At 70.9% G+C, this 25,189-nt stretch carries 23 protein-coding genes and 1 pseudogene; 11 read left to right on the top strand and 13 right to left on the bottom strand.

What is annotated here, in order from left to right; genetic code table 11:
- From ACWDY5_RS38315 to ACWDY5_RS38335, 5 genes are all read right to left on the bottom strand, one after another.
- Positions 1-132: transposase (locus tag ACWDY5_RS38315; protein ID WP_449727065.1), on the bottom strand; the 132-nt coding region annotated here is incomplete at its 3' end.
- A 45-nt stretch (positions 133-177) separates the two neighbouring features.
- Positions 178-894 (bottom strand): fibronectin type III domain-containing protein, encoded by a 717-nt coding sequence (locus tag ACWDY5_RS38320; protein ID WP_449727041.1) that lies wholly within the window; start codon positions 892-894, stop codon positions 178-180.
- Between the two features lie 92 nt (positions 895-986).
- Positions 987-1,589 carry a hypothetical protein gene (locus tag ACWDY5_RS38325; RefSeq protein ID WP_252483915.1) on the bottom strand — a complete coding sequence of 201 codons (603 nt, stop codon included), beginning with the start codon at positions 1,587-1,589 and terminating at the stop codon, positions 987-989.
- Between the two features lie 414 nt (positions 1,590-2,003).
- Positions 2,004-2,672 (bottom strand): TetR/AcrR family transcriptional regulator, encoded by a 669-nt coding sequence (locus ACWDY5_RS38330; protein ID WP_449727042.1) that lies wholly within the window; start codon positions 2,670-2,672, stop codon positions 2,004-2,006.
- Between the two features lie 4 nt (positions 2,673-2,676).
- Complete coding sequence (locus ACWDY5_RS38335; protein ID WP_449727043.1) at positions 2,677-3,279, bottom strand: TetR family transcriptional regulator; 603 nt, start codon at positions 3,277-3,279, stop codon at positions 2,677-2,679.
- A 172-nt stretch (positions 3,280-3,451) separates the two neighbouring features.
- Between ACWDY5_RS38335 and ACWDY5_RS38340 the strand changes: the two genes are divergently transcribed.
- The 3 genes from ACWDY5_RS38340 (at position 3,452) to ACWDY5_RS38350 (ending at position 6,383) form a co-directional block, all read left to right on the top strand.
- Positions 3,452-4,684 (top strand): cytochrome P450, encoded by a 1,233-nt coding sequence (locus ACWDY5_RS38340; protein WP_449727044.1) that lies wholly within the window; start codon positions 3,452-3,454, stop codon positions 4,682-4,684.
- Between the two features lie 44 nt (positions 4,685-4,728).
- On the top strand, positions 4,729-4,923 hold the full coding sequence (locus tag ACWDY5_RS38345; protein ID WP_283660329.1) for a ferredoxin: 195 nt from the start codon (positions 4,729-4,731) through the stop codon (positions 4,921-4,923).
- Between the two features lie 452 nt (positions 4,924-5,375).
- Positions 5,376-6,383 carry a phosphatidylinositol-specific phospholipase C domain-containing protein gene (locus ACWDY5_RS38350; RefSeq protein WP_449727045.1) on the top strand — a complete coding sequence of 336 codons (1,008 nt, stop codon included), beginning with the start codon at positions 5,376-5,378 and terminating at the stop codon, positions 6,381-6,383.
- A gap of 589 nt (positions 6,384-6,972) precedes the next feature.
- Here the strand turns inward: ACWDY5_RS38350 and ACWDY5_RS38355 are convergent.
- Positions 6,973-7,896 (bottom strand): proteasome assembly chaperone family protein, encoded by a 924-nt coding sequence (locus ACWDY5_RS38355; protein ID WP_449727046.1) that lies wholly within the window; start codon positions 7,894-7,896, stop codon positions 6,973-6,975.
- Between the two features lie 356 nt (positions 7,897-8,252).
- Here ACWDY5_RS38355 and ACWDY5_RS38360 point away from each other — a divergent pair, with 356 nt between their 5' ends.
- Together ACWDY5_RS38360 and ACWDY5_RS38365 are read left to right on the top strand one after the other, a co-directional pair.
- Complete coding sequence (locus ACWDY5_RS38360; protein WP_449727047.1) at positions 8,253-9,455, top strand: DUF222 domain-containing protein; 1,203 nt, start codon at positions 8,253-8,255, stop codon at positions 9,453-9,455.
- Between the two features lie 253 nt (positions 9,456-9,708).
- Positions 9,709-10,164 (top strand): winged helix-turn-helix transcriptional regulator, encoded by a 456-nt coding sequence (locus ACWDY5_RS38365; RefSeq protein WP_449727048.1) that lies wholly within the window; start codon positions 9,709-9,711, stop codon positions 10,162-10,164.
- A gap of 254 nt (positions 10,165-10,418) precedes the next feature.
- Here ACWDY5_RS38365 and ACWDY5_RS38370 read toward each other — a convergent pair whose 3' ends face one another.
- Positions 10,419-11,639, bottom strand: a complete 1,221-nt coding sequence (locus ACWDY5_RS38370) for a beta-ketoacyl-[acyl-carrier-protein] synthase family protein (protein ID WP_449727049.1) — start codon at positions 11,637-11,639, stop codon at positions 10,419-10,421.
- Positions 11,639-12,706, bottom strand: a complete 1,068-nt coding sequence (locus ACWDY5_RS38375; RefSeq protein WP_449727050.1) for an epoxyqueuosine reductase — start codon at positions 12,704-12,706, stop codon at positions 11,639-11,641. The genes ACWDY5_RS38370 and ACWDY5_RS38375 overlap by 1 nt, the downstream gene beginning before the upstream one ends.
- 93 nt (positions 12,707-12,799) lie before the next feature.
- Here ACWDY5_RS38375 and ACWDY5_RS38380 point away from each other — a divergent pair, with 93 nt between their 5' ends.
- The gene (locus ACWDY5_RS38380; protein ID WP_449727051.1) at positions 12,800-13,783 is read left to right on the top strand and encodes a helix-turn-helix transcriptional regulator; all 984 of its coding nucleotides are present in this window, start codon (positions 12,800-12,802) and stop codon (positions 13,781-13,783) included.
- Between the two features lie 448 nt (positions 13,784-14,231).
- On the opposite strand, the gene ACWDY5_RS38385 is transcribed toward ACWDY5_RS38380, so the two are convergent.
- From ACWDY5_RS38385 to ACWDY5_RS38395, 3 genes are all read right to left on the bottom strand, one after another.
- A complete protein-coding gene (locus ACWDY5_RS38385) occupies positions 14,232-14,537 on the bottom strand; it encodes a DUF3040 domain-containing protein (RefSeq protein ID WP_449727052.1) in 306 nt (101 codons plus the stop codon).
- A gap of 114 nt (positions 14,538-14,651) precedes the next feature.
- Positions 14,652-15,455, bottom strand: a complete 804-nt coding sequence (locus ACWDY5_RS38390; RefSeq protein WP_449727066.1) for an HAD family hydrolase — start codon at positions 15,453-15,455, stop codon at positions 14,652-14,654.
- 93 nt (positions 15,456-15,548) lie between these two features.
- On the bottom strand, positions 15,549-17,429 hold the full coding sequence (locus tag ACWDY5_RS38395; RefSeq protein WP_449727053.1) for an ABC transporter ATP-binding protein: 1,881 nt from the start codon (positions 17,427-17,429) through the stop codon (positions 15,549-15,551).
- A 173-nt stretch (positions 17,430-17,602) separates the two neighbouring features.
- On the opposite strand from ACWDY5_RS38395, the pseudogene ACWDY5_RS38400 reads away from it, so the two are divergent.
- Positions 17,603-17,973: pseudogene (locus ACWDY5_RS38400) on the top strand (DUF2203 domain-containing protein).
- Here the strand turns inward: ACWDY5_RS38400 and ACWDY5_RS38405 are convergent.
- On the bottom strand, positions 17,974-18,207 hold the full coding sequence (locus tag ACWDY5_RS38405; protein WP_449727067.1) for a hypothetical protein: 234 nt from the start codon (positions 18,205-18,207) through the stop codon (positions 17,974-17,976).
- 132 nt (positions 18,208-18,339) lie between these two features.
- On the opposite strand from ACWDY5_RS38405, the gene ACWDY5_RS38410 reads away from it, so the two are divergent.
- A complete protein-coding gene (locus tag ACWDY5_RS38410; protein WP_283660341.1) occupies positions 18,340-18,837 on the top strand; it encodes an ATP-binding protein in 498 nt (165 codons plus the stop codon).
- Between the two features lie 58 nt (positions 18,838-18,895).
- Here ACWDY5_RS38410 and ACWDY5_RS38415 read toward each other — a convergent pair whose 3' ends face one another.
- On the bottom strand, positions 18,896-21,067 hold the full coding sequence (locus ACWDY5_RS38415; protein ID WP_449727068.1) for an RICIN domain-containing protein: 2,172 nt from the start codon (positions 21,065-21,067) through the stop codon (positions 18,896-18,898).
- Between the two features lie 337 nt (positions 21,068-21,404).
- Here ACWDY5_RS38415 and ACWDY5_RS38420 point away from each other — a divergent pair, with 337 nt between their 5' ends.
- From ACWDY5_RS38420 to ACWDY5_RS38430, 3 genes are read left to right on the top strand one after another with little or no spacing between them, the layout of a single operon-like run.
- Positions 21,405-22,025 (top strand): (2Fe-2S)-binding protein, encoded by a 621-nt coding sequence (locus tag ACWDY5_RS38420; protein WP_449727054.1) that lies wholly within the window; start codon positions 21,405-21,407, stop codon positions 22,023-22,025.
- Complete coding sequence (locus ACWDY5_RS38425; protein ID WP_449727055.1) at positions 22,022-23,002, top strand: FAD binding domain-containing protein; 981 nt, start codon at positions 22,022-22,024, stop codon at positions 23,000-23,002. Before ACWDY5_RS38420 ends, ACWDY5_RS38425 begins: the two co-directional genes overlap by 4 nt.
- Positions 22,999-25,170 carry a xanthine dehydrogenase family protein molybdopterin-binding subunit gene (locus ACWDY5_RS38430; RefSeq protein ID WP_449727056.1) on the top strand — a complete coding sequence of 724 codons (2,172 nt, stop codon included), beginning with the start codon at positions 22,999-23,001 and terminating at the stop codon, positions 25,168-25,170. The genes ACWDY5_RS38425 and ACWDY5_RS38430 overlap by 4 nt, the downstream gene beginning before the upstream one ends.
- Positions 25,171-25,189: the final 19 nt, after the last annotated feature.

A 25,189-nucleotide genomic window follows, 5' to 3' on the forward strand; every position in this document is an offset into this window, starting at 1 on the left:
GGTGCGGGCTTTGAACACCATCGCGTTGATCACCCGCCGGTCGTCCACACGCGGACGACCGGTGCCGGGCTGGGGCAGCAACGGTTGCAGGGCAGTCCACTGCTCATCGGTCAGCTCATGACGACGCACCACGAACGTGATCAAAGCAGATCACACCAGCCGCTTTGAAAACGCCCCCTAGGACTTCCCGCGCCCGGTCCGCAGGTCCACTAGGTTGGACGCGGGCCCGTAGTAGAACGCGCGCACCCGGTAGGCCGCGGTGCGCTCCTCCGGCAGCGTCACCAGGCCGAAGGAGTTGATGTTGGGGTCCAGCAGCGCCGCGGTCCCCCACTGCGCCGCGCCCGCCGCCTTCGACTCGATCGCGTAGTGGTCCTCGTCGATGGCGTTGTCCCGCCAGGTGAACCGGATGCCCTGGCTGGTCATCACGGTCGCCTTGATCTCGGTCGGCGCCGAGGCGGAAGCGTTGGCGCGCAAGGACTGGGTGGCCGCGGGCGCGCCGGGCAGGGTCTGCGGCACGGCCCACTCGTGCGAGTCCTCCTCCGGCTTGTCCCCCGGCTTCGGCTCGGGCATGGTCACCGACTGCTCCGGTGAGGCGGCGCCGTAGTAGGGCCGGAGCCGGTAGTAGAACCGGGTTTCCGGGATCAGGTCGGCGTGCCGGTAGCTGGTCTCCTCCGGGGCGAGGAACTTCAGCACGGTGTAGTCCCCGTTGGGCTCGTGCGAGTACTCGATCACCCGCCCAGCCACCGGCGGCCCGGAGTTCGTCCAGCGCAGCGTGATGTCCACCGGAGTGTCCAGCCGGCCGGTGAGCTGATCGGCCGGGGGCGCGGATTCCGTTGGGGCGCAAGCACAGAGCAGCAGAGCGAGCGCGGGCAGCACGGCGCGGAGCTTGGTCACGGCGGGCCTCGAGACGTCGAAGGGCACGCGGTCGTCCCGGCGGGTGAAACCGGGACGACCGCGCGGGTCAGGACTGGGGTGTCAGCGCGGGATCACTTGCGCCAGAAGCGGATTCCGCTCCACACCACGGTGGCCGGACCCTGACCGCTGCTGGTGCGGTAGGCGCCGAACTTGTCGTAGAACTGGCTGCCCGAGCTGGCGTAGCTGTGCCGCAGGGAACCGTTGATGTAGGTGCGGTGCTCGCTGCCGACCTGGTGCACGGTGTTGACCCGCACGGTCGCGCCGACGGTGGCCCCGGAGGCGATGGTCGCGCCGCCGTGCACCGCGTACATCCGCCCGCCGCGCTCCACCGCGAGCATGAAGAACGGTCCGGCGGTGGGACCTTCGCGGAAGGTCTGCTTCAGCGAGATCCGGGTGCCGCCCAGGCTCTGGACCCGGAAGGATCCCTCGAACTGGTAGGTGCCACCTCCGTAGGTGTCATATCTGCGTTCCGCGCGCTGGTCCCCGCTCGCGGTGGAGCAGGTCAGGGTGAAGGTCAGGTTGTTCACCTGGCCGCAGCCGCGCTGCTGGACGTTGAAGCCAGGGGAACGGGAGGACCAGCCACCGCCCTCGACCTGGGCCTGCGCGGCAGGGGCGGTCAGCACAAGCCCACCCAGGACCGCGAGCACGGCAAGGACACGGCGTTTTCTCGGCATTCCAACCTCCAAGAAAAGGCGCGTTCGAACGACGAATACCGACGTTTGCAGGGGCCGGTATCAGAGTTCGAAAGCGCTTACCAGGTTGGCGGGGTGACGTCACATTAGGACACGGAACGTAGTCCGACAAGGCTTTCACATATGCGACCAGAAGGGGCCGGGAGAGCCTCCGGGCGGGTGTGGCCGACGGGCGTGGCGAAACTCCACGACGGCCTCCGGAGGCTCTCCCTTCCTCGACCCGGACCGGACTCGCCGACGGAGAAAGGACTGACACTGCCCGCCCTGGGAACCCCGCCGCCACACCGGCCGGGGAGACTTGATCCCCAGCGTTGGCGAACGCTTGTTCAGTAAGTTGCCGCGCCGATGCTAGGCAAGCGGTTACCTACCCCAGGCTGGTTTGTGGCGCAGGTCACCTCAGGCGTCGAACGCGCTCGGCGGCACGCCGCGCTCGAACACCAGTGACATCAGCTCGGTGACGAACTCCGGCACGCTCGCCCCGTTGTAGAGCCCCCGGCTGGCCTGCGCCAGCACCACCCGGCCGAAGGCGCCGACCAGGATGAGCTGGCAGGCCAGCTGTGGCGGGACCCGCAGCGGATGGCCGGCGGCGGCGCAGGCCTCCAGCGCCTCGATGACGATCAGGCCGATCTCCCCGCCGGGGCGGGTGGTCGCGCTGTCGCTCCAGGAGACGCCGACGCCCTTGGGGAAGCTCAGCAGCACGCGCTGGTGCGCCGGGTTGCCGGTGGCGAAGCGCAAGTAGGCGCGCATGATCGCGCCCAGCCTGCCCAGCGGGTCGCCCGGCTCCGCCTCGTCCCTGGCCCGCGCCATCACCTCGGCCATCCGCCGCAGCTGGTCGGCCAGCAGCGCGCCGACCAGCTCGGTCAGGTCGCCGAAGTGCGGGTAGATGCTGGCCGGCGCGATCCCGGCGGCCCTGGCCACGCCGCGGATGGTCAGCGCGTCGTCGGTGTCCAGCTCGCCGAGCAGCCGCTCGGTGGCGCACAGGATCTCCTGCCGCAGGCGGTCGCCGTGGCCCCACGGGTTGCGCACCCGCCGCGGCGGACACGGCTGCTCGGAGACCTCGTCCACGGTGTCAGTGTCCCTGCTGTTCCGGTAGCGGGACCGCGCCCGCGTGCAGGAGCTTGAGCGCGTCGCGGGTGATCTCCGGCAGTGGCCGGGTGCCGCCGCCGTCCACCCATTCCCGCAGCGCGACCTCGATCAGCCCCATGGCGGTGGCCGCGGCCAGCGCGGCCACCAGGCGGACCGAGGGCCCGCCGATCCTGGCGGCGATCTCGGTGGCCAGCTCGTCCCGCCAGCGCCAGGTCTGCTCCGCCAGCCTGGCCTGCAGCGAGTCGGTGTGCCTGGCCAGCGCGTACACCGCGACGACCCGGTCGGAGTCCTCGGCGACCACCCGCATCAGCCGGGCCAGCACCGCGTGCAGCGCCTCGGGCAGCGGGCGGTCCGCGGGCTGGGCGCGCATGACCTCGAGGGAGTCGGTGAGGTGCTCCTCGACGAAGCCCGCGATCAGCGACTCCTTGGTCGGGAAGTAGCGGTAGAGCGTGCGGGTGCCGACCTCGGCCGCGGCGGCGACCTGTTCGATCGTGGTCGCCTCGAAGCCCTGCGCCGCGAACAGCTCCAGCGCCTTGTCGGCGATCAGCAGCCGGGTGCGCTGCATCTTCACCTCGCGCAGCCCCATCGGCACACCTCCTGACCAGCCCCTCTTCGCCCGGAGGCTAACAGCACGGACCGTGCCCGACAGGTGTTCGACACACGTGGCATAGTGGCAGCGTTGGCATAGTGGCAGTAACTGCCAGTTTTCTGCACGTGCCCGCCGCTCGACTCCCACCACCGAGAGGACTCCCCCGGCCATGACCGAGACCGCCGACGCGCCCGCCACCGCCGCCTTCCCCGACACCCGGCCCCCCGGCTGTCCGTTCGACCCCGCCGCGGGGTACCGGGAGCTGCGGGAGACCGCGCCGGTGAGCAAGGTCAGCTGCCCGGTCGGCGTGGACGCGTGGCTGGTCACCCGGTACGAGGACGTGCGCAGCGTGCTGGCCGACCCCCGGCTGAACTCGCGGGCCGCCTCGCCGTCCAACCACGTCAACACCGAGGCCGACCTCGACGCCCCGGCCAACCCCGGCTCGATCCTGCACCACGACGGCCCCGAGCACTCCCGGCTGCGCAGGCTGCTGACCCCGGAGTTCACCGTGAAGCGCATCCAGGCGATGCGGCCCTACATCGCCGAGCTGGTGGACCAGCACCTCGACGCGATGCTGGAGGGCACCGAGGCTGACCTGTACCACGACTTCGGACTGCCGATCCCGTCGCTGGTGATCTGCGAGCTGCTCGGCGTGCCCTACGCCGACCGGGAGATGTTCCAGGCGGCCAGCGGCGTGCTGCTCAAGGTCGACATCACCCAGGAGCAGCGGCTGGCGGCCAGTGGTCAGATCCAGGGCTACATGGCCCAGCTGGTCATGACGAAGCTGGCCGACCCGACCGATGAGGACCTGCTCGGCAGGTTGATCCAGCGCGCCAACGCCTCCGGCACCCCGCTGACCGTGGAAGAGCTGGTCACCCTCGGCATCTCGCTGCTGATCGCCGGGCACGAGACCACCGCGAACATGATCGCGCTCAGCGCCGCCGCGCTGCTCCAGCACCCGGACCGGCTGGCCGAGCTGCGCGCCGACCCGTCCATCGCCCCCGCCGCGGTCGAGGAGATGCTGCGGTACCTGTCGGTGGTGCAGTTCGGCGTGTTCCGCCGGGTGGTGGAGGACCTGCCGGTGGGCAACGTGGTGTTCAAGGAGGGCGAGTTCGTCATCGCCGCGCTGTCCTCCGGCAACCGGCAGGAGTCGGTGTTCGATCGCCCCGACGAGATCGACTTCAGCCGTAACGCCAGCGCGCACCTGACCTTCGGCTACGGCGCCCACCAGTGCCTCGGCCAGCAGCTCGCCCGGGTGGAGCTGCAGGAAGTCTTCGCCAGGCTCTACACGAGGATCCCGACGCTGCGTCTGGGGATTCCCTTCGAGAAAATCGAGTTCAAGCACGACGCTCTCGTGTACGGCGTACGTTCGTTGCCGGTCACCTGGGACGCCCAGGCCTGACCGGCCGGCGGCCGCGACCCACCACCGCACAACAGGAGTTGGAAATGCGCGTGAACATCGACGAAGAAGCCTGCGTCGGCGCCGGCCAGTGCGTGCTGGCCGCCGCCGAGGTGTTCGACCAGCGAGACGAGGACGGCGTGGTCGTGCTGCTCCAGGCGGAGCCGCCGGCCGAACTGGGTGAGGCGGTGCGCGAGGCCGCGGTGCTGTGCCCCGCGATGGCCATCCACGTCGAGGACTGAATTTCCCAGCGGGTCACATATCTGAACCGACCGGCGCGCGCAGACAATTGCCGCGCCGGTCGGCGACCAATTGCCCGGGCAATTTCGATCGCTTCCCCCGCATCTCACTCCCGGTCGCGCCGTCGACATTCCACCCATCCGGCCCTAGCCATTCGGCCACACCCATTGGGCCGTAGCCGTGCGCCCCGCCAATCCGCCCCGACTCTTTGCCAATCCACCCGCGCGCCGCGCGCCCGCCCCTGCCAACCCGCCGGGCCAGCCCTGCCGATCCGCTGCCCCGCTGCCCCGCTGCTCCGATCCGCCGGGCCCCCGGCCTCGGCCATCCCCGCTGCGGATGAAAACAGCCGCTCCTGGCGATCAACGCACCAGCCATCCAGCGGACATCCCGCGCACACCTGACCGGGCTAGTTTCTCCTCATCCGCCACCGGGTTTCGGTTTGAGGAGCGCAACGATGCATCGCCCACTCGCTCGCGCGGCCACCGCCGTCGGCGCCGCCCTGCTGGCCCTGGCCGCCACTGCCACGCCCGCCCAGGCGAGCACCGCGACCGGAGCCACCACGGTCGGAGTGCACAACGCCTACATCCAGTCCACCTTCCCGTATCTGGTGGACGCCCTGGACACCGGCGCGGGCATGCTCGAACTGGACGTCTGGACGAACTTCTTCGGCACTAGGGACTTCAAGGTCAGCCACGATCCCGGCAACAGCAACAACTGCGCCGCCGCGGACACCTACCAGCAGTTGCGCACCGGCGCCCGCGACCAGAACCTGGCCACCTGCCTGCGCAACATCCGCCTGTGGCACGAGAACCAGCCGAACCATCCCCTGGTCGTGCTCAAGCTGGAGATGAAGAACGGCTTCGACGGCCGCGGCGGCTTCGGCCCCGCGGAACTCGACCGCCTCATCGCCGACAACCTGGGCGCCGCCAACGTCTTCGGCCCCGCCCAGCTCAAGGGCGGCCACCCCACCCTGGACGCCGCCGCCCAGTCCGGAGCCTGGCCTGCCCGCGCCGCCCTCACCGGCAAGTTCCTGCTCCTGGTCGAACGCGGCACCCTCGAGGCCGCGAACCCCTTCGACCGCTACCACACCGACGTGGAGTACGCCGACCGCCTGATCAACGCCAACAGCACCGGAACCCTGGCCACCACCATGGCCTTCCCTGCGATCAACGGCGCCGCGCAGTCCGACCCGCGCACCGGCGACCGCGGCGGCAACCGCGCGCCCTGGCTCGTCGCCTTCGACGGCGACGCCAGCGCCTACGCCGGTTACCCCGGCACGTACCTGGGCGGCAAGTACTTCGTGGTCATGACCGACGCCCACCGCGTGGCCCCGGCAATCGACGGCGTGAACCCACCGGTCCCCGACGCCCAGGCCCGGGTCCGCGACCTGTCCGCCAAGGGCGCCACCATCGTCTCCAGCGACTGGCGCGCCCCGGCAATCGTCGCCTACACCACCGGCTGACCCACACCACCCGGGCGGCTCCCGCCTACAGCGGAGCCGCTCGGACAGCACGCCGTCACCGCGTCCGAGTCCGACATCGGACGTTGTCACCGCTTCGGCCCAATCGTAGGATGATTGGTGTCCGCACCAGCGGCCGTGGACGTTGTGCGGGCCGGCCCGCCGCCCTGGCCCGCACAACCCGCGCCGGGGGTCCCGGACCGCAAGCCGCACCAGCCATCGCGACCAGCCTCGCGCACTGGCCACTAGCCGTTCTGCCCAAACGGATCGCGCACCAGCGACGCGAAGTGCGACGCCCACACCGCTACCGGACCGCCACGGGCAGTGGCCAGCCGCCAGCGGAGCCGGTCATCCCAGCCACACCGATGGCGCCAGCTACCCAGCCGTCAGCACCAGCCGCCGACCACACCGGCCACACCGGACCTGCTCGCCACACCGGGCCTGCTCACTGCCCAGCCCTGCCGGGGCCGCCGACTGTGCACTACCTCGGCTTGACCGGTCATCCCGGCCCGACCACTCATCCCGGCCCGGCCGCCATCGCGCCAACCCGTTGCCCGGCCTTGGCAGCCGAACAGTCGAGGCGAGCTCGTGTTCAGTTGTCCCGGGGGTCGGTGAAGCCCTGCTGCTCGGCCAGGAACCGCTCCACCTCAGCGCCCAGCTCCTCGGCGCTCGGCATGTCCTCGGCCGTCTCCAGCAGCAGGCTCTCCTTACCCGCGGCTTCGGCGAACGCGTCGTACTGCCGCTCGAGCGCGCCCACCACCTGCGCGATCTCCTCGGACTCCACGACCTGCCGCTGAACCTCGGCGTCAGCCCGGCGCGCGGTCTCCCGCAGCGAGTCCGCGGGCAGCACCAGCCCGGTGGTGCGCACCACGTGGTCGAGCAAGGTCATCGCGACCGCCGGATAGGTCGACTGCGCGAGGTAGTGCGGCACCTGCGCGGCGAACCCGACGGCGTCGTGACCGCTCTCGCCGAGGCGCAGCTCCAGCAACGCGCTCACGTTGCCGGGCACCTGCACCCGGTTGAAGAACGGCTGGTGTTCGGAGATCAGTTCCCGGCGCGTCGCGTGGGCCACCACGCCCAGCGGTCGCGTGTGCGGAACACCCATGGGAATCCCGTGGAAACCGACGGTCAGCCGGACGCCCCACCGTTCGATCAGGCTGCGCACAGCCTGGGTGAAAGCTTCCCACCGCACATCCGGCTCAGGCCCAGTGAGCAAGAGGAACGGGGTGCCGATGCCGTCGTGCAACAGATACACCACGAGCTCGGGTCCGGCAAAATCGGCCCACCGGTCCGTCGAGTAGGTCATCAGCGGCCGCCGCGAGCGGTAGTCGACCAGGCCGTCCACGTCGAACCGCGCGATCTCGCGGTGCTCGTAGTTCTCCAGCAGATGCTCGACCAGCACCCGCCCGGCCGCGCCCGCGTCCATGAACCCGTCGAAGTGGTGCAGCAGTACCGCTCCGGTCAGGTCCGGGACATCGGAGTCCACCTCGTACAGGTTCTCCGGATTCAGCACCACAGCCTCCTGCTCGTCTTACCGTGCTTCTGTATCGAGAACGCCTGACCGGGTGACACCATTCCCGTCAGATCAATTTGACGCACCAGATGTCCAAGCGGTTATATGCCATACATGGCACCCAGAACCGCGGGACCCCCGCCGCCAGCCCCCGCCCGGCAGCCGCCCGCACCTCCGGACGCGGACTCAGGCCTCACCTCCGGGCAGCACCGCCACACCTTCGAACACAGCGTCAATAATCGCTCTCTTGTCAGCGTTTTTTCGTTACCTGACAACACAATTTGCTGACCACCGGGCCGCGAGTTTCGCCCATGGTGAACCTGCCATTTCCGCCCCATTCCCCACGCTAGGCTGATGCCATGTTCGAGCAGCTCGCCGTGCTCGACGCACCTCAGCCCCGGTCTGTTGACGCCACGATGGGCGCCCTCTCCGCTGATATGTCCACTCTGGACGACGACGCGTTGCTCGATCGTTTGCAGGACTGCCAACGGATCAAGGCTTTCGTCGAGTCGGTCGAGATGCAGGCCCTGGCCAGGTTCGCCGAACACCGAACCCATGACAAGTACGGAATCCACGAGTTCGTCGAGGACGAGATCGCCGCGGCGCTGGGCTGGAGCCCACGCGCGGCCGCGGTCAGGATGGCCACCGCCCTCGACCTCCGCCGCCTGCCCAGAACCCTGGACGCGTTGGCGGAAGGCCGGATCGACTACATGAAGGCCAAGGCGATCGCCGAAGCCGTGGCGCCGCTCACCGACGACCAGGCGGCCACGGTCGAGGACCGGGTGCTGCCCGACGCGCGGTCCCGCAGCGTGGGCAGCCTGCGTTCGATGTTGCGCCGCGCGGTCATCCGCGCCGACCCAGGCGCCGCCCGCAAGAGAGAGGAGAAGGCAGCGGAGTCCCGGCAGCTGTCGCTGTGGGCGGAGGACGACGGCATGGTCGTGCTCTCGGTGAAGGCACCGGCTCCGCAGACCCAGGCCGCCTTCCGCTACGTCGACAAGCTCGCCCGCACGGTGAAGGACGAGGAGCGGACACTCGACCAGACCCGCACCGACGTGGCACTGGACCTGTTGTCCGGCAAGGCGAACGGCGGTTCGGTCAGCACCGAGATCCGGGTGACCGTGCCGATCACCACCCTGCTCGGCGACGACGAGCCCGCCGAACTGGCCGACCACGGTCCCATCACCGCCGAGACGGCCCGCGAACTGGCCATGGACGCCAACATCAAACGACTGCTCACCGGGCCAGACGGCTCGGTGGTCGGCTACGACGCCCGGCGTTACAAACCGCCGACCTGGATGACCGAGCTGGTCAAGGCGCGCAACCCGCGGTGCACCTTCCCCGGTTGTCGTCGCAAGGCCCACGACTCGGACCTCGACCACACCATCCCGCACGAGAACGGAGGTCCCACCAGTCCCGACAACCTCGGTCCGCTGTGCCGTCACCACCACCGGCTCAAGCAGACCGCCGCCTGGCCCTGGCGGCTGAACCAGCATCCGGGTGGCCGCTTCACCTGGACCTCGCCCACCAACCGCGTCTACCACACCTCCCCGGAGCCGCGATGACCTGAACCGCAAGCCCCGCCTCGCCACCGGCCCGCGGCCCACGGCGCCGAGGGCAGGGCGGATCGCCGACCACCGCGTGCCCCGCTCAGCACGCGGAGGCCGCCGGGCACCTCACGCCGGCATGAGGTGCCACCGGCACTGTCCACAAAGGAAAGTCCGACACAGCAAAGCCCGATCGAGGAAAGCAGAACCCAGGGAGGTTGCCGGGAAGCAGAGCATTGGGTATTCAAACGGTCTCGTCTACCGTGGAGATATGAGTTCGCCGCGCCCGTGTTCCATCGCCGCCACGCTGGCCGTGGTCGGTGAGAAGTACTCGTTGCTGGTGCTGCGTGAGGTGTTCTACGGGGTGTGCCGGTTCGATGGCATGGTCCGGAACATCGGGGCACCGCGCGACATTCTCGCCGCCCGGCTGCGGAAGCTGGTCGATGCGGGTGTGCTGGAACGTGTCCAGTACAGCGAGCGGCCGCCGCGGTTCGAGTATCGCGCCACGGAGGCGGGACTGGAGCTACGCGGAGTGCTGCACCTGTTGCGGCAGTGGGGTGACCAGCACCTCATGGACGTCGCACCGGTGACGTTCGAGCACAGCTGCGGTGCGGACCTGGAGACCGTGCCGACCTGCCGGTCCTGCGGCGCCGAACCGGCCGTTGGCGAACTACGCGCGAGGTTCGCCAGTCCGGAGTGGACGGCGCAGGGCCGGACGGTCGACTGAGTCGCTCGGCCGGGCGACTGGCGTCTCCAACGCCCCGCACGCTGTGCTCGAACCGCTCCGGCGCACGACCAGGAGCCAGCGCCGACAGCAAGGCCAGGCAGGCCGCGCCTGGGCCTGGGCCTGGGCCTGGGCCTGGGCCTGGGCCTGATCTTGCGCCCCGAATGTGCCCTGAAGCAGCCGGTTCAGGTCTCGCTGTCCGGCTGCCCCAGGGCACGAGCCCCGGGGCTGGCCCGGCTGGTTCGGGCCGTGGCTGGTCAGGGCTTGCGGAAGACCAATGCGGTGTTGTGGCCGCCAAACCCGAAGGAGTTCGACAATGCGGCGTTGATGGGCAGGTTGACCGGGGTGTCCCTGGTGACCTGGATCTGGAGGGCGTCCTCCGGGTTCTCCAGGTTGCGGGTCGGCGGGGCCACGTCGTGGTGGATGGCCAGGACGGTGAACACCGCTTCCAGGGCGCCGGCCGCGCCGAGGAGGTGGCCGGTCATGGACTTGGTGGCCGAGACCAGGGGCTGGTCGCCGAAGACGTCGTAGATGGCCTTGGCTTCCAGCATGTCGCCGCCCGGGGTGCCGGTGGAGTGGGCGTTGACGTGGTGGATGTCCTTGGCGGACAAGCCCGCTTCGCGCAGGGCCGTCTCCATGGCGCGGATCTGGCCGTCGCCCTGGGGGTGCAGGCCGACCATGTCGTAGGCGTCGGAGGTGATGGCGGCGCCGGCGAAGGTGGCGTACGGGGTGCGGCCCCTGGCGGCGGCGACGTCGGCGCGTTCGATGACCAGGACGGCGGCGCCCTCGCCGAGGACGAAGCCGTCGCGGCCCTTGTCGTAGGGCCGGGAGGCGCGGTGCGGCTCGTCGTTGCGGGTGGACATGGCCTGGGCCTGGGCGAAGCCCGCCATGGTCACCGAGCGGACGCAGGCCTCGGTGCCACCGGTGACCACGACGTCGGCGCGGCCCAGCCGGATCAGGTCCAGGGCGTGGGCCAGGGCCTCGGCGCCGGTGGCGCAGGCGCTGGCCGGACAGATGGCGCCGGCGCGGGCGTCCAGGTCGATGCTGACCGTGGCGGCGGCACTGTTCGGCATGATCATCTGGACCATGCGCGGGGAGACCCGGCGGTAGCCGCGGCCGAGGAGCGCGTCGTAGTTGTCCAGCAGGGTGCCGACACCGCCGATGCCGGTGCCCAGGACGACCGCGACCCGGTTCGGGTCGACCGCGCCCTTCTCCAGACCGGCGTCGGCCCACGCCTGACGGGCGGCGACCAGGGCGGCCTGGGTGGACCGGTCCATCCGGCGGGCCTGCACGCGTTCGAGCTGACTGGCCGGGTCGACCGCCATCCGGGCGGCGAGCCGGGCGGGCAGTTCCTGCGCCCAGTCGTCGGTGAGCGTCTCGACCCCGGACTGGCCCGCCAGCAGCGCGGACCAGGTGTCGGCCGTGCTGCCGCCCAGGGGGCTCAACGTGCCGAGCCCGGTGATCACAACCTCGGTCATCAACCGTCCTTCTCTTCCTGCCGCGGCCCGGTGACGGGCAGTCCGTTGCCGACCACCTTCACCGGCTTGTGCGGGAACCGACGTCGGGCGTAGTCCCCGGCTGGTGAGCCGGGAGTGACGTAGAGCGTCTCCACCTTGTCCTGCAAGGGCTTCACCACGGTGTTCATGAAGTCCTTCCGATCGGCGAGGTAGGGCTCGAGTACATCCTCCCCTGCCGGGCAGACGGCCAGGGAGTAGGCCGCCTTGTAGTTGGGCTTGAACGCCAGGCTCTGCCACATGGAAGCGCTCTCACGTGGGCTGACCCGGGCACGGTACTCCTCGGCGTCGGCACTGTCCGCGATCGTCTCCACCCAGTCGGTGAAGCCGCCCATGAACTCGCGGTAGTTGTGCGTGGCGCAGGCGCGGAAGTCGAACTCTCCGTTCTTGCCGATTGCCCCGATCGGGCAAGCCGCGACGCACAGCTTGCACTCCAGGCAGGGGTTGTAGGCCAGCTCAGTCCCGTACGCGCTGATCTCGGCATCCACCAGCAGGGTGGCCAGCAGCACGAAGCTGCCGAAGCGCGGGTGGATGACGTTGCGGTGGATGCCCATGGCGCCCAGGCCCGCGGCCACCGCGACCGGCTTGTGCGCGACCACCCAGATCCGGCCGGGGTAGTTCTCCATCTCCATCGGGAAGGTGGCGGAGGGGTTGAGCGCGCGGTGCCCGGCGTCCTCCAGGGCGCGGACGATGGTGCGCGCGGCCTCGTTGATGATCTCGCCGGTGCGGTGGAACTCCTGGTTGGCGACGCTGCGCGCGGGTGAGCGGACGTTGTCCCGGTTCATCCGCACCACCAGCGAGACCAGGCTCCGGGTGCCGGGCAGGGCGTGCAGCGCGGGCTCGCGTTCACCGGCCAGGTCCGGATGGTCGAGGGGAACCACGCCCATGTCGTCGGCACCCGCGGCCAGGCAGAGCTCGCGCAGCCAGGCCGCGTCGATGACCCGGGGTTCGCGGGGGCCGGTGGCGGCCTGCCGCTCCTGGACCGCGCGGACCGACGGGTGGCCGGCGAGACGGGCCGGAAGTCTTGTCATCACACGCTCCCGAGGTCAGATGGAAAAGCAAACTCACCATGTCATCCGGTAAGTTTGAAATCAAGACTTACTTGGTCGCGGCAGAATGGGGCGGTGAAGGAGACCTCGGCGCGGCTGCTCCGGCTGCTGACCCTGCTGCAGATGCGACGCGAGTGGTCAGGTTCCGAGCTGGCCGAGCGGCTGGGCGTGACCGGTCGCACGGTGCGGCGGGACGTCGAGAAGCTGCGGGACCTGGACTACCCGGTCGAGTCGACCAAGGGCATCGCCGGTGGTTACCGGCTGGGCGCGGGGGCGGACCTGCCGCCGCTGCTGCTCGACGACGAGGAAGCGGTGGCGGTGGCGATCGGGCTGCGCACCGCGACCAACGGCAGCGTCGAGGGCATCGGCGAGGCTTCGCTGCGGGCGCTGGTGAAGCTGGAGCAGGTGTTGCCGTCACGGTTGCGGCACCGGGTGGCGGCGTTGCAGATCTCGACCGTGCCGAGCCGGTCCTCGATGCCGACGGTGGCCGCGGACACCCTGACCGCGATCGCCGCGGCCTGCCGGGACCACCAGCGGCTGCGGTTCGACTACCGCAACCACGACGGCACCGAGAGCCTGCGCGAGACCGAGCCGCACCGCCTGGTGACCTGGGGCCGCCGCTGGTACCTGGTGGCCTGGGACGTGCACCGGTCGGACTGGCGGACCTTCCGGGTGGACCGGTTGCGGCCGAGGGTGCCGACCGGTCCCCGGTTCACCCCGCGCGAGCTGCCCACCGACGACGCGGGGGCGTTCGTGGCCGAGCGGGTGGCCCGGTTGTGGCAGTACCAGTCCACGGTGCGGCTGCCGGTGCCCGCGGACGCGCCGGAGGCGCAGAACTTCGCCGGGATCGGGCGGGTGGAGCCGGAGGGGCCGGAGAGCTGCCTGCTGCACGTGGGCGCGACGGATGTGCGGCAGCTGGCGTGGATGCTGGGGGCGATGGAGATCGACTTCGAGGTGGTGGACGCGCCGGAGCTGGCCGCGAACCTGGTGGCGATGGCGGAGCGGTTGCAGCGGGCGGTGCCCGAGGCGGCGCGGGGGCAGGCGCGGGCGAGCGAGTAGCGGCCGCGCGGGGCGGATGCGGGCGCGGCGGCACGGGCGACGGGTAAGGCGGGCGCGGCGGCTAGGGCAGCGGGCGAGGGCGGGCGCGGTGAACGGGGCGGCGCGGGTCGAACGCGACGCTCCAGGGCGGCGCGAGGGGACGCGGGCCGACGGCCAGGTTGCGGGTGAACGCTGGCGTGGCGGCTAGAGGCGGCGGGCAGCGAGCGCGGAGGCGGCGATTAAAAGCAGCGGGCAGCGAGCACGGGGGCGGCGACTAAAAGCAGCGGGCAGCGAGCACGGGGGCGGCAGCTAGAAGCAGCGGGCAGCGAGCACGGAGGCGGCGACTAGAAGCAGCGCGGGGCGAGCGCGGGCGCGGTGACTTGGGTCGGTGCGGTGGTAAAGCGGCGGGTGGGCGAAGGCGTGTGGCAGGCAGGGTGGTGGGGCGGCAGTTCGGCGGGGCGGGGTGCGGTCAGCTCAGGCGGCGGCGCTGGGGGCGGGTGGTCCAGTGGTGGGCTCGGCGGACGCGTTCGCGGTAGGCGGTGACGGACCAGCCCAGGCCGAACAGGGCGACGAACAGCAGGGGTAGGGACAGGGTTGCCATGGCGATGAGGAAGGCCGTGGCGGCGATGAGGCCGGTGGCGATGACCGGCCAGCGGCGGTCGTCGCTGGGCGGGGCTGGGCGGCCGGCGCGCAGGCCCTCGGCGAAGGCGGGGTCTTCGGCTTCCAGCTGGCTCGCCAGTTCCTCCAGCCGGCGGCGGTCACCCTGACTGAGCATGGCGGTCCTCCCGCTTGTGCGTCTGGTTTCCGCCGTGCGGGGCGGGCGCTGGGACGGCAGCGCAGGTACCGGATTTCCGCTACCGGGCCCCATCAAACGCCGGGGCGGGGCTCGTCAGACGCGGCGGCGGCCCGCCACAACAGCGGTGATCGCGGCGGCCAGGGCGCAGGTGGCCAGGATGGTGGGCAGGCCGATCTTCACCGCTTTGCGGCCGGTGCGGAAGTCGCGGATCTCCCAGCCCCTGGCGCGGGCGATCTCGCGCAGGCCGGAGTCGGGGTTGACCGCGATGGCGGTGCCCACCGCGGAGAGCATCGGCAGGTCGTTGTGCGAGTCGGAGTAGGCCACGCAGTTGGCCAGGTTCAGGCCCTCCCGCTCGGCCAGCACGCGCAGCGCGTCGGCCTTGGCCTGGCCGTGCATCAGGCCGCCGACGAGCTTGCCGGTGTAGACGCCGTTCTCGCGTTCGCCGACGGTGCCCAGCGCGCCGGTCAGGCCCAGGCGGCGGGCGATGATCTCGGCGAGCTCGACCGGGGCTGCGGTGACCAGCCAGACCCGTTGGCCCGCGGCCAGGTGCAGCTGGGCCAGGGAGCGGGTGCCGGGCCAGACGCGGGAGGCGATGCGGGAGTCGAAGATCTCCTCGCAGAGGGCGGCCAGCTCGTCGGTGCGGCGACCGGCGACGAAGGAGAGGAGCTGTTCTCTGCTGTCCTCGATGCCCTGGTGGTCTTCGCGGCCCAGCACCCGGAACTTGACCTGTTTCCAGGCGAAGCCCAGCAGGTCGGCGGTGCGGAAGAACTTGCGCTCGACCAGGCCGCGGGCCAGGTGGAAGATCGAGGCGCCCATGATCATGGTGTTGTCCACGTCGAAGAAGGCGGCCGCGGTGGGATCGGGGGCGGGCATCCGCTCGACCACCGTCTCGGTCATGCTGCCGACTTGCCGTCGCACCGACACCAGAACTCCTTTGTCCCCAACGTCCGCTCGCGGCGCCGCGTCCGGCGGCGCCGCGAGGCGTACAGGTTATCCAGCGATCACGGATTCCTTGCTGTCCGCGAACTGCGTGTTGTACAGCTCGGCGTAGCGGCCGCCCTTGGCCAGCAGCACCTCGTGCGTGCCGCGCTCGACCACCTCGCCGTTCTCCACCACCAGGATCAGGTTCGCCGCGCGGATGGTGGACAGCCGGTGCGCGATGACCAGCGAGGTCCGGCCGGCCAGCGCCTCCACCAGTGCCTCCTGCACCGCGGCCTCCGAGCTGGAGTCCAGGTGCGCGGTGGCCTCGTCCAGGATCACCACGCGCGGCTGGGCCAGCAGCAGGCGGGCGATGGTCAGCCGCTGCCGCTCACCGCCGGAGAGCCGGTAGCCGCGCTCCCCCACCACGGTGTCCAGGCCGTCCGGCAGCGAGGCCACCAGGTCGTCGAGGCGGGCGCGGCGCAGCGAGTCCCACAGGTCCTCATCGCTGGCGCCGGGCCGGGCCAGCCGCAGGTTCGCGCCGATGCTCTCGTGGAAGAGGTGGCCGTCCTGGGTGACCATGCCGACGGTGTCCCTGATCGCGTCGAAGGACAGGTCGCGCACGTCCACCCCGCCGAGCCGGATGCTGCCGGAGTCCGCGTCGTAGAGCCGTGGGGTCAGCGAGGCCAGGGTGGACTTGCCCGCGCCGGAGGAGCCGACCAGGGCGATCAGCTGACCGGGTTCGGCCCGGAAGGACACCCCGCGCAGCACCTCCTCGCCGCCGCGACTGTCCAAAGTGGCCACTTCCTCCAGCGAGGCGAGGGAGACCTTGTCCGCGGCCGGGTAGCTGAAGCGGACGTCGTCGAACTCCACCGACACCGGGCCTTCGGGCACCTCGCGGGCGTCCGGCTTCTCCTCGATCAGCGGCTTGAGGTCGAGCACCTCGAACACCCGGTCGAAGCTGACCAGCGCGGTCATCACGTCCAGCCGGGCCCCGGCCAGCGCGGTCAGCGGCGAGTACAGCCGGGTGATCAGCAGCGCCAGGGTGACCACCGTGCCGGCCTCCAGCTGGCCGGTGAGCGCGAAGTAACCGCCGAGGCCGTAGACCAGGGCCAGTGCCAGCGCGGAGACCAGGCCCAGCGCGACCATGAACACCCACTGCCGCACCGCGGTGCGCACGCCGATGTCGCGCACCCGCTGGGCCCGCTTGCCGAACTCGGCCTCCTCGTCGGCCGGCCTGCCGAACAGCTTGATCAGGGTGGCGCCCGGTGCGGAGAACCGCTCGGTCATCTGGGTGGTCATCGCCGAGTTGAGGTTGGCCGACTCGCGCTCCATCCCGGCCAGCCGCCGCCCGACCCGCCGGGCCGGGATCACGAAGACCGGCAACAGGATCAGCGCGAGCAGGGTGACCTGCCAGGACAGGCTGACCATGACCGCGACGGCCAGCACCAGCGCGATGATGTTGGTGACCACGCCGGAGAGCGTGCTGGAGAAGGCGCGCTGGGCGGCGATCACGTCGTTGTTGAGGCGGCTGACCAGCGCGCCGGTGCGGGTGCGGGTGAAGAAGGCCACCGGCATCCGCTGCACGTGCGCGAACACCGACTCGCGCAGCCGCAGGATCAGGTCCTCGCCGAGCCTGGAGGACTGCCAGCGCTCGGCCATGCTCAGCCCGGCCTCCACCACCGCGATCCCGGCGATGAGCACCGCCAGCCGGACCACGGTGTCCACCGGCTGCTTGTTCACGATCGCCTCGACCACCCAGCCCGCCAGCACCGGCGTGGCCACCGCGAGCACCGCGGCCAGCGCGCTGAGCACCAGCAGGATGGCCACCGCGCGGTACTGCGGCTTGGCGAAGCGGGCGATGCGGCGCAGGGTGGCACGGGTGACCGTGCGCCCTGACTTGTCCTGCATCGCGCTTTCCAGCGCCATCCAGGCGTTCATGTCGATGTCCATGGCTCCCCACAGTGTCCGGGCCGAGGCGGTGCGTGAGGTGATGGTTGCGCACACCCCCGACAAAGTCGGCGTGAATTTCTCGCCGTGGTCCTTGATGGACCGAAGTCGCTGATGAGGAGAGTGTGTTAGCTCTACTTAACTAGAGGTCAAGCGGCTGTGGCAGGCTTGTCCGCATGGGACTGTTCACCGTGGCGGAGGCCCGGGCCGAGCTGGCCGGGCCGCGCTGCTGCCGGTGCTGACCGAGGTCGTCGCGCTGCGCGCCGATGCCGCCGAGCTGGCCGTGGCGGTGGCGCCGGGTGGCGAGCCGAGTCCGCTGGGCGGGCTGCCGGAGTTCAAGGCGGCGCAGGCGCGGCTGGACGAGCTGATGACCCAGATCCAGCAGACCGGGGCGGAGCTGAAGGGGTTCGCGCCGCTGCTGGTGGACTTCCCGGCCGAGCTGGACCAGGTTCCGGTGCTGCTGTGCTGGCTGGAGGGCGACACCGAGCTGCTCTGGTACCACCGGCGGGACCTGGGGTTCGCCGGGCGTCGGCGGCTGCCGGAGTAGCTAGTCGGCGCGGCGGCCGAACAGCGCGGTGCGGCCGTGCTTCTTGTGCACCGCTTGCTTGCTGACGCCCAGCGCCGCCGCCACCTCGGTCCAGGTCCGGCCCGCGACCCTGGCCCGGCGGACCAGCACGGCCTCCAGACGTTCCAGTTCGCGGCGTAGTTCCGCAGCGGCGGCGAGTCCCTCGATCGGGTCGTCCACGCCGGTCGCCCTGCTCAGCGTCATCAGCCGGTCCATCTCCACCTGGTCATCCTAGGTTGACAACCGGCAACAATGCAGACGCGGAATCACCGGACGTCTACAGCGTGTGGCAGGATCCCCTATTCGAGTGACACCCGAGGCTCCCGAAATGGCGGAAGAAGGAACCCGGTGACCCCACAGACTGCACAGGTCGACGACATCCAGCTAGTCGCGCTCCCCACCGCGGTGAACTGCGCCGACCTGTTCGCTCAGTTCACCCTGCGCGAGTGGTCCCTGCGGCCGCTGCTGGAGGAGGCCTCGACCGCGGCGGGCCAGCTGGTGGCCGCGGTGGTGGAAAGCGCTGACCCGAAGCGGCCCGGCATGCTGACCGTGCGCCTGCGGGTCAGCGGGGACAGCCTGGTGATCGAGGTGGCCGACGGCCGCCCGGCCGAGGCGACCCCCGACATGGAAGGCCCGAACCTGGGCGTGGTGGCCCTGGACCGGGGCCGGATGCTGTGGTGCGAGCTGCCGCTGCCGGGCGGGGTGACCGCCGAGGCGGTGCCGCTGCCGCGCCGGGAGCGCAGGCGCTCGCCCGAGGCCGAGCGGCTGGCCAACGACCCGCACGAGGTCGACCCCGAGGTGATGGAACGGCTGCTGACCGGGCTGAGCCGGGTCCAGCGCAACTGAGACAAGCGGACGGCCCGGGTCGCGAGGTGCGACCCGGGCCGTTGCGGCTGCCGGCGAGCTACGGGTAGCTCACCAGGTTCTGCACCACCTGTCCCGGCCCCGCGGTGCCGCCGGAGTTGTTGATGATGCGGTTGATGCTGCCCGCGCCGCCGCCCAGGGACACCGTGACCATGTGCCGGAACCGCACGTTGGGGTGGTTGGGCACCTCGAAGGCCCGCTCGGCCACCACGCTGCGGTTGACGTTGAAGAAGCAGTAGCTGCCCAGCCCGTAGGCCTCGTGGCTGGTGACGTGGTTGCCGACCTTGTAGGCCGCGTAGCCCCTGGTGGAGCCGTTCATCCAGGCCGCCTGGTTCGGCGGGTCGTAGGGCATCTCGTTCTGGTAGAAGAACGTCTTGCCGCCCTGGCCGTTCCAGATGGTCTGGTACTTCTGGTAATGCTCGACGAAGAGCCCGTACATGCTCACGTTGTCGCCGTTGACCACCAGGCCCACGTCCGCGGTGTTGGTGTGCCAGCCGATGCCGTCGCCGTGGTCGCCGCGCCAGAGCCACAGGTGGTCGCCGATGACGTTGCGGCTGTTGACCACCAGGCTGGTGGTGGCCTTGCCCGCGACCATGCCGCCGATCCGGATGAACAGATCGTGCAGCGAGGTCGGGTTGGCCGCGTGGTTGCCGGCCGAACCCTGCGGGCCGACCTCCATCAGCAGGTTGGAGTTGGTGGTATTGGCGTCGATGAGGATGCCGGCGATCTTCACGCCGGGCACGTCGGCCACGGTCAGCGCGGTGATCCCGTTGCCGGGCATCAGGGTGGCCAGGCCCATGCCCAGCACTACGGTGTCCGGCCGGGTGACCCGCAGGGTCTGGTCCAGGCGGTAGATGCCGGGGGTGACGATCAGGTTCTTGCCCTCGGCCAGCGCCTGGTTCATCGCGGCGGCGCTGGTGCCGGGCTTGGCGATGAAGAAGGAGCTGATCGGCAGCGCCTGGCCGGGCTGGTTGCCGCTCTCCCAGGTGGTGCCCCGGGAGTTGTCCCGCAGCGCGGGCACGAAGACCTCATAGGCGCCGGCGGCATTGACCTGGAGGAAGGGCTTCTCCCGGATCTGCGGGGTGTGGTCGATCCTGGTGTAGGGCGGGTTCGGGAAGTTGCCGGCGGGGGCGTTATTCGCGCCGACGAAGACCATGTTCCAGTTGGACCCGCTCCAGCTGCCCCAGTTGGTGTTGCGGGACAACCACTGCTGCTGGCTGCCCGAGCGCACCTGGCCGTCGATCTTGCTGTCGGCCATGAACCCGCCGCTGGACCAGCCGTTGTCGTCCAGCTGCAGGTCGCCGCGCACGTGCATGCGGCGGTAGGGCGCGGCCTGGGAGACCGCCCAGCGGTCCATGCCGCCGTTGGGGGTCACCGACAGGTTCTCCGCGGCCCGCCAGAAGTTGTGCGTGGCGTTGCCCTGGAACCAGTCCGCCTCCACGTGCACCGCGCCGCGGATGTTCACCTCGTCCGGGTGCCTGCCCAGGCCGAGGACCTGGGTGTAGTAGCCGACGTTGACATCGACGTCGTAGGTGCCCGGCTTGAACAGCATGGCGTAGCGGTCCGGGCCGAACTGGGCCCGCTCCTGCCGCTGGAAGATCGTGTTCGCCCGGTTCTGGATGGTGGACTGCGGGGTGGACGGGTCGAAGACGAAGACGTTCGGGCCGAAGTCCGGGTCGCCGGGGCCGGGGTCGCCGCCGACGAGCACCAGGTTGAAGGACTGGTTGGGCGAGCCCTCGAAACAGGTCCACTGCTGGAACCGCACGCTGTCGGCCTGCGAGCCCTCGGTCAGGTCAAGGCACTTGCCGCTGTTGCGGTTGACCAGCCGGTGCGAGCCGTCGGCCTGCTGCACCGGCTGCCACTGCTGGTTCGCGCCGCCGCCGTAGGTCCACAGGTGGGTCAGGCCACCGTCGGCGGTGGAGTTCTCCGCCACGTCGATGACCTGGGCGGCGTCGATGCGGCTGTTCAGCCGGAAGAAGCCGCCGCCGCTCTCCTGGAACTGCCACTGCTGGGCGGTGCTGTCGTTGCAGGTGTACTGCTGCACGGCGGTGCCGTTGACCGCGGCCGCGCCGCGGGCGTCCACGCACTTGCCGCTGGCCTTGCTCACCACCTTGTACCAGGCGCCGGGCGTGACCGCCGCGTCGGCGGCCGGTGCGGGCACCAGGGTCAGCGAACTCGCGGCGACCACCGCGGCTGTCGCCGCCGTCGCCATCCGTCTCCACGTCACAGGGCACTCCTCTGCCACGATGCAGGGACGTGACACCCAGGCAGGGCAAGCGTTTTCCCGGGTGCCACGCAGGGGGTGGCGGCGGCGATTTGTTGGCGGGCCGAACGTAATGACGGCCACGGCCGCAAGTCAATACATGGCTAAAAATAAGGCTTGAACATCGCATACCCAGTCTGCGGCCACCTGGCTTAGCACTGATAACACTAGAGTACTAGCGCCGATAACGTGGGGGTGTTATCGTCGCTCGCATCGGTAGCGAATCGGCGATAACAAGAGAGCGGGATGCCGACCGCCGCCTGACCGGCTGAGACGAGGAGGCGCGGTGTCCGATCACCCACAGGTCCGGCCCACCCGGAGGACCGTGCTCAAGGCAGGCGGCGTCACCGCGGCGGGCGCGATCGCGGCGGGCGCCCTGCCCGCCACCGCGGTCGCGGCCGAAGCGAAGTCCACAGTGGACGGTGTGGCATCAGGGGCGAGCGTGGAGATCACGTTGCGTGTCAACGGCGCCGACCACCCGGTGACGGTGGAACCCAGGGTCACCCTGCTGGACGCGTTGCGCGAGCGGCTCGGGCTGACCGGGACGAAGAAGGGGTGCGACCGCGGCGAATGCGGGGCGTGCACGGTGCTGGTGGACGGGCAGCGGATCAAGTCCTGCCTGACCCTGGCCGTGATGCGGCAGGACCAGCGGATCACCACGGTGGAGGGACTGGCGCGGGACGGGGAGCTGCACCCGGTGCAGGCGGCGTTCATCCGCAGGGACGCCTTCCAGTGCGGGTTCTGCACGCCGGGACAGATCATGTCGGCGGTGGCGGTGATCGAGGAGGGGCATGCCGGATCGGCGGAGGAGATCCGGGAGTGGATGAGCGGGAACCTGTGCCGGTGCAGCTGCTATCCCAACATCGTGGCCGCGGTGCGGGATGCGGCGAAAGAGGGACGAGGATGAGGGCCTTCGGCTATGTCCGCCCTCGGGCGATTGAGGAAGCCGTGCGGGCGGCCACGACTCCCGGAGCGGCGTACGTGGCCGGTGGCACCGAGCTGCTGAACCTGATGAAGGACGGCGTGCAGGCGCACGACCGGCTGGTCGACATCAACGCCTTGCCGCTCACCGGCATCGAGGTGCTGCCGGACCGGATCCGGATCGGCGCGCTGGCCCGGATGGCCGAGGTGGCCGCGCATCCCGCGGTGCGCACCCAGGCGCCGGTGCTGGCCTCGGCGCTGCTCAACTCGGCCTCGCCGCAGATCCGGAACATGGCCGCGATCGGCGGGAACCTGCTGCAGCGCAACCGGTGCGGCTACTTCCGGGACAGCGGGTTCCCGTGCAACAAGCGGCAGCCCGGCAGCGGCTGCCCCGCCCAGTCCGGGCACAACCGGATGCACGCGCTCTTCGGCGGCAGCACGCACTGCGTGGCGGTGCACGCCTCGGATCTCGCGGTGTCCCTCCAGGCGCTGGAGGCCACCGTGCTCACCCAGGGCACGGCCGGGGCGCGGCGGATCGCCTTCGCCGAGTTCTACCGGCTGCCGGGTGACTCGCCGCAGGTGGAGCACGTGCTGCGGCCGGGTGAGCTGATCACCGGGGTGGAGGTGCCGACCGGGGCCCTCGCGGCGCGGTCGCGGTACCTGAAGCTGCGGGACCGGGAGAGCTTCGAGTTCGCGGTGGTGTCGGTGGCCGCCTGCCTGACCCAGCGCGGCGGGCGGGTGCGGGAGGTGCGGCTGGCCTTCGGCGGGGTGGCTCCGCTGCCCTGGCGAGTGCCGGAAGCCGAGGCGGTGCTGCGGGGCAGGCCACTGGACGGGGCGAGCCTGGCCGCGGCCGCCGATGCCGCGGTGCGCGGGGCGCGGCCGTTGGCGCACAACGGTTTCAAGGTGGAGCTGATGCGCAGGGCGCTCACCGGGGTGCTCACCGAGCTGGGGAGGCAACGATGAGCGGAGACCTGATCGGGCGGCCGGTGGACCGGGTGGACGGGCACGCCAAGGTCACCGGCGCCGCGACCTACGCCGCCGACCAGCGGATTCCGGGGCTGCTGCACGGCGTCCTGGTGCTCAGCACGATCGCCAGGGGCCGGCTCACCGGCATCGAGGTGGCCGCGGCCGAGCGGGCGGCGGGGGTGGTGCGGGTGTTCACCCACCTCACCATGCCGCGGCTGAGCGTGCCGAGCGCCGCCTACCGCAAGACCTACATCCCGGTGCAGGACGACCGGATCCACCACAACGGCCAGCCGATCGCACTGGTGGTCGCCCGGACCTTGGAGGAGGCCCAGCATGCCGCCACCCTGGTGAACGCCCAGTACCGGGCCGAGAAGCACCGCGGCGCGCTGCACGAGGCCGAGGGCGAGGAGTTCGTGCCGCCGGTGACCGGTGGCGAGCCCAACGAGAGCGTGCGCGGCAACCCCGAGGCCGGACTCGCCGAAGCGGATATCAAGATCGACGGTATATACAGTTCGCCGATGCATCTGCACAACCCGATGGAGCCGCACGCGAGCATCGCGCACTGGGCGGACGGGCAGCTCACGCTGTACGAGACGACCCAGGCCGGTAACTTCGCCAAGACCGCGGTGGCCCAGGCGCTGGGCATGCCGCCGGCCGCGGTGCGGGTGGTCTCGCCGTACCTCGGCGGCGGGTTCGGCGCCAAGGGCGCGGCCTGGCCGCACCTGCTGCTCACCGCGGCCGCGGCCAGGGAGCTGGCGCGGCCGGTGAAGCTGGTGCTCTCCCGGGCGCAGACCTACACCGCGCACGGCCACCGCAGCGAGTTCCGGCAGCGGATCACCCTGGGCGCCAAGCGGGACGGCCGGATCACCGCGCTGGTGCAGGTCTCCACCCAGCAGTGCTCGGCCACCGAGGACCGGATCTACAACGCCAGCCACTCCTCCCGCACCCTCTACGCCATCCCGAACCTGCGCATCCGCCAGCAGGCGGTGCGGCTGGACCTGCAGACCGGCAGCTTCATCCGCTCCCCCGAACTGGCCGCCCACCACGGCCTGGAGACCGCGCTGGACGAGCTGAGCCACGAGCTGGGCATCGACCCGGTGGAGCTGCGGCTGCGCAACTACGCCGCCACGCACCCCGGCACCGGCCAGCGCTGGGGCAGCAAGCACCTGGACGAGTGCTACCGGATCGGCGCCCGCGCCTTCGGCTGGTCCCGGCGCGACCCCAGGGCCGGCTCGATGCGGGACGGGGACATCCGGATCGGCTGGGGCATGGCCACCGAGGCGCACTCCTGCACCGCGCTGCCCTCGGCCGCCCAGCTCACCCTGGGCACCGACGGCCGCGCCACGCTGCGCACCGGCGCGCACGACATCGGCACCGGGACCTACACCGTGCTCACCCAGGTCGCCGCGCAGGCGCTGGGCATGCCGCTGGCCGCGGTGACCACCCAGCTGGGCCACACCGACTACCCGGCGGCGACCGGTTCCTTCGGCTCGGCCACGGTGAACAGCGTGACCGGCGCGGTCGACCAGGCCGCGACCGCGGCCCGCGCCGAGGTCATCCGGCTGGCGGTGGCCGATCCGCGCTCACCGCTGCACGGCCTGCCGCCGGAGCGGATCAGCGCCGAGCACGGCTACCTGTTCGACCGGGACCGCCGCCGCCGGGACAGCTACCGCGATGTCCTTGCCCGGCACGGGAAACCGGTGGCGGCCACCGGCAACAGCACGAACACGCCGAACTACACCACCGGCGCGGTGTTCGTGGAGGTGCGGGTGGATCCGCGCTACGGCAAGGTCTCGGTGAGCCGGGTGGTCGGCGCCTACGACCCCGGCCGGGTGCTCAACCGGCGCACCGCGCACAGCCAGGCCATCGGCGGCACGATCTGGGGCATCGGGTTCGCGCTGATGGAGCACGCGGTGGTGGACCCGGCGCACGCCCGGATCATGAACGCCACGCTGTCGACCTACCTGATGCCGGTGCACGCGGACGTGCCGGAGATCGAGACGCACTTCGTGGACAAGCCGGATCCAACCAGTGCGGCGCTGGGCGCGCGGGGGTTCGGCGAGACACCGCTGACCGGGGTGCCCGCGGCGATCGGCAACGCGGTGTTCCACGCGACCGGGCGGCGGATCCGGGAGGTGCCGATCACCCAGGACAAGCTGTTGTAGCGCGCCGAGCCCGGGCTCG

This window comes from Crossiella sp. NPDC003009 (assembly GCF_053591555.1).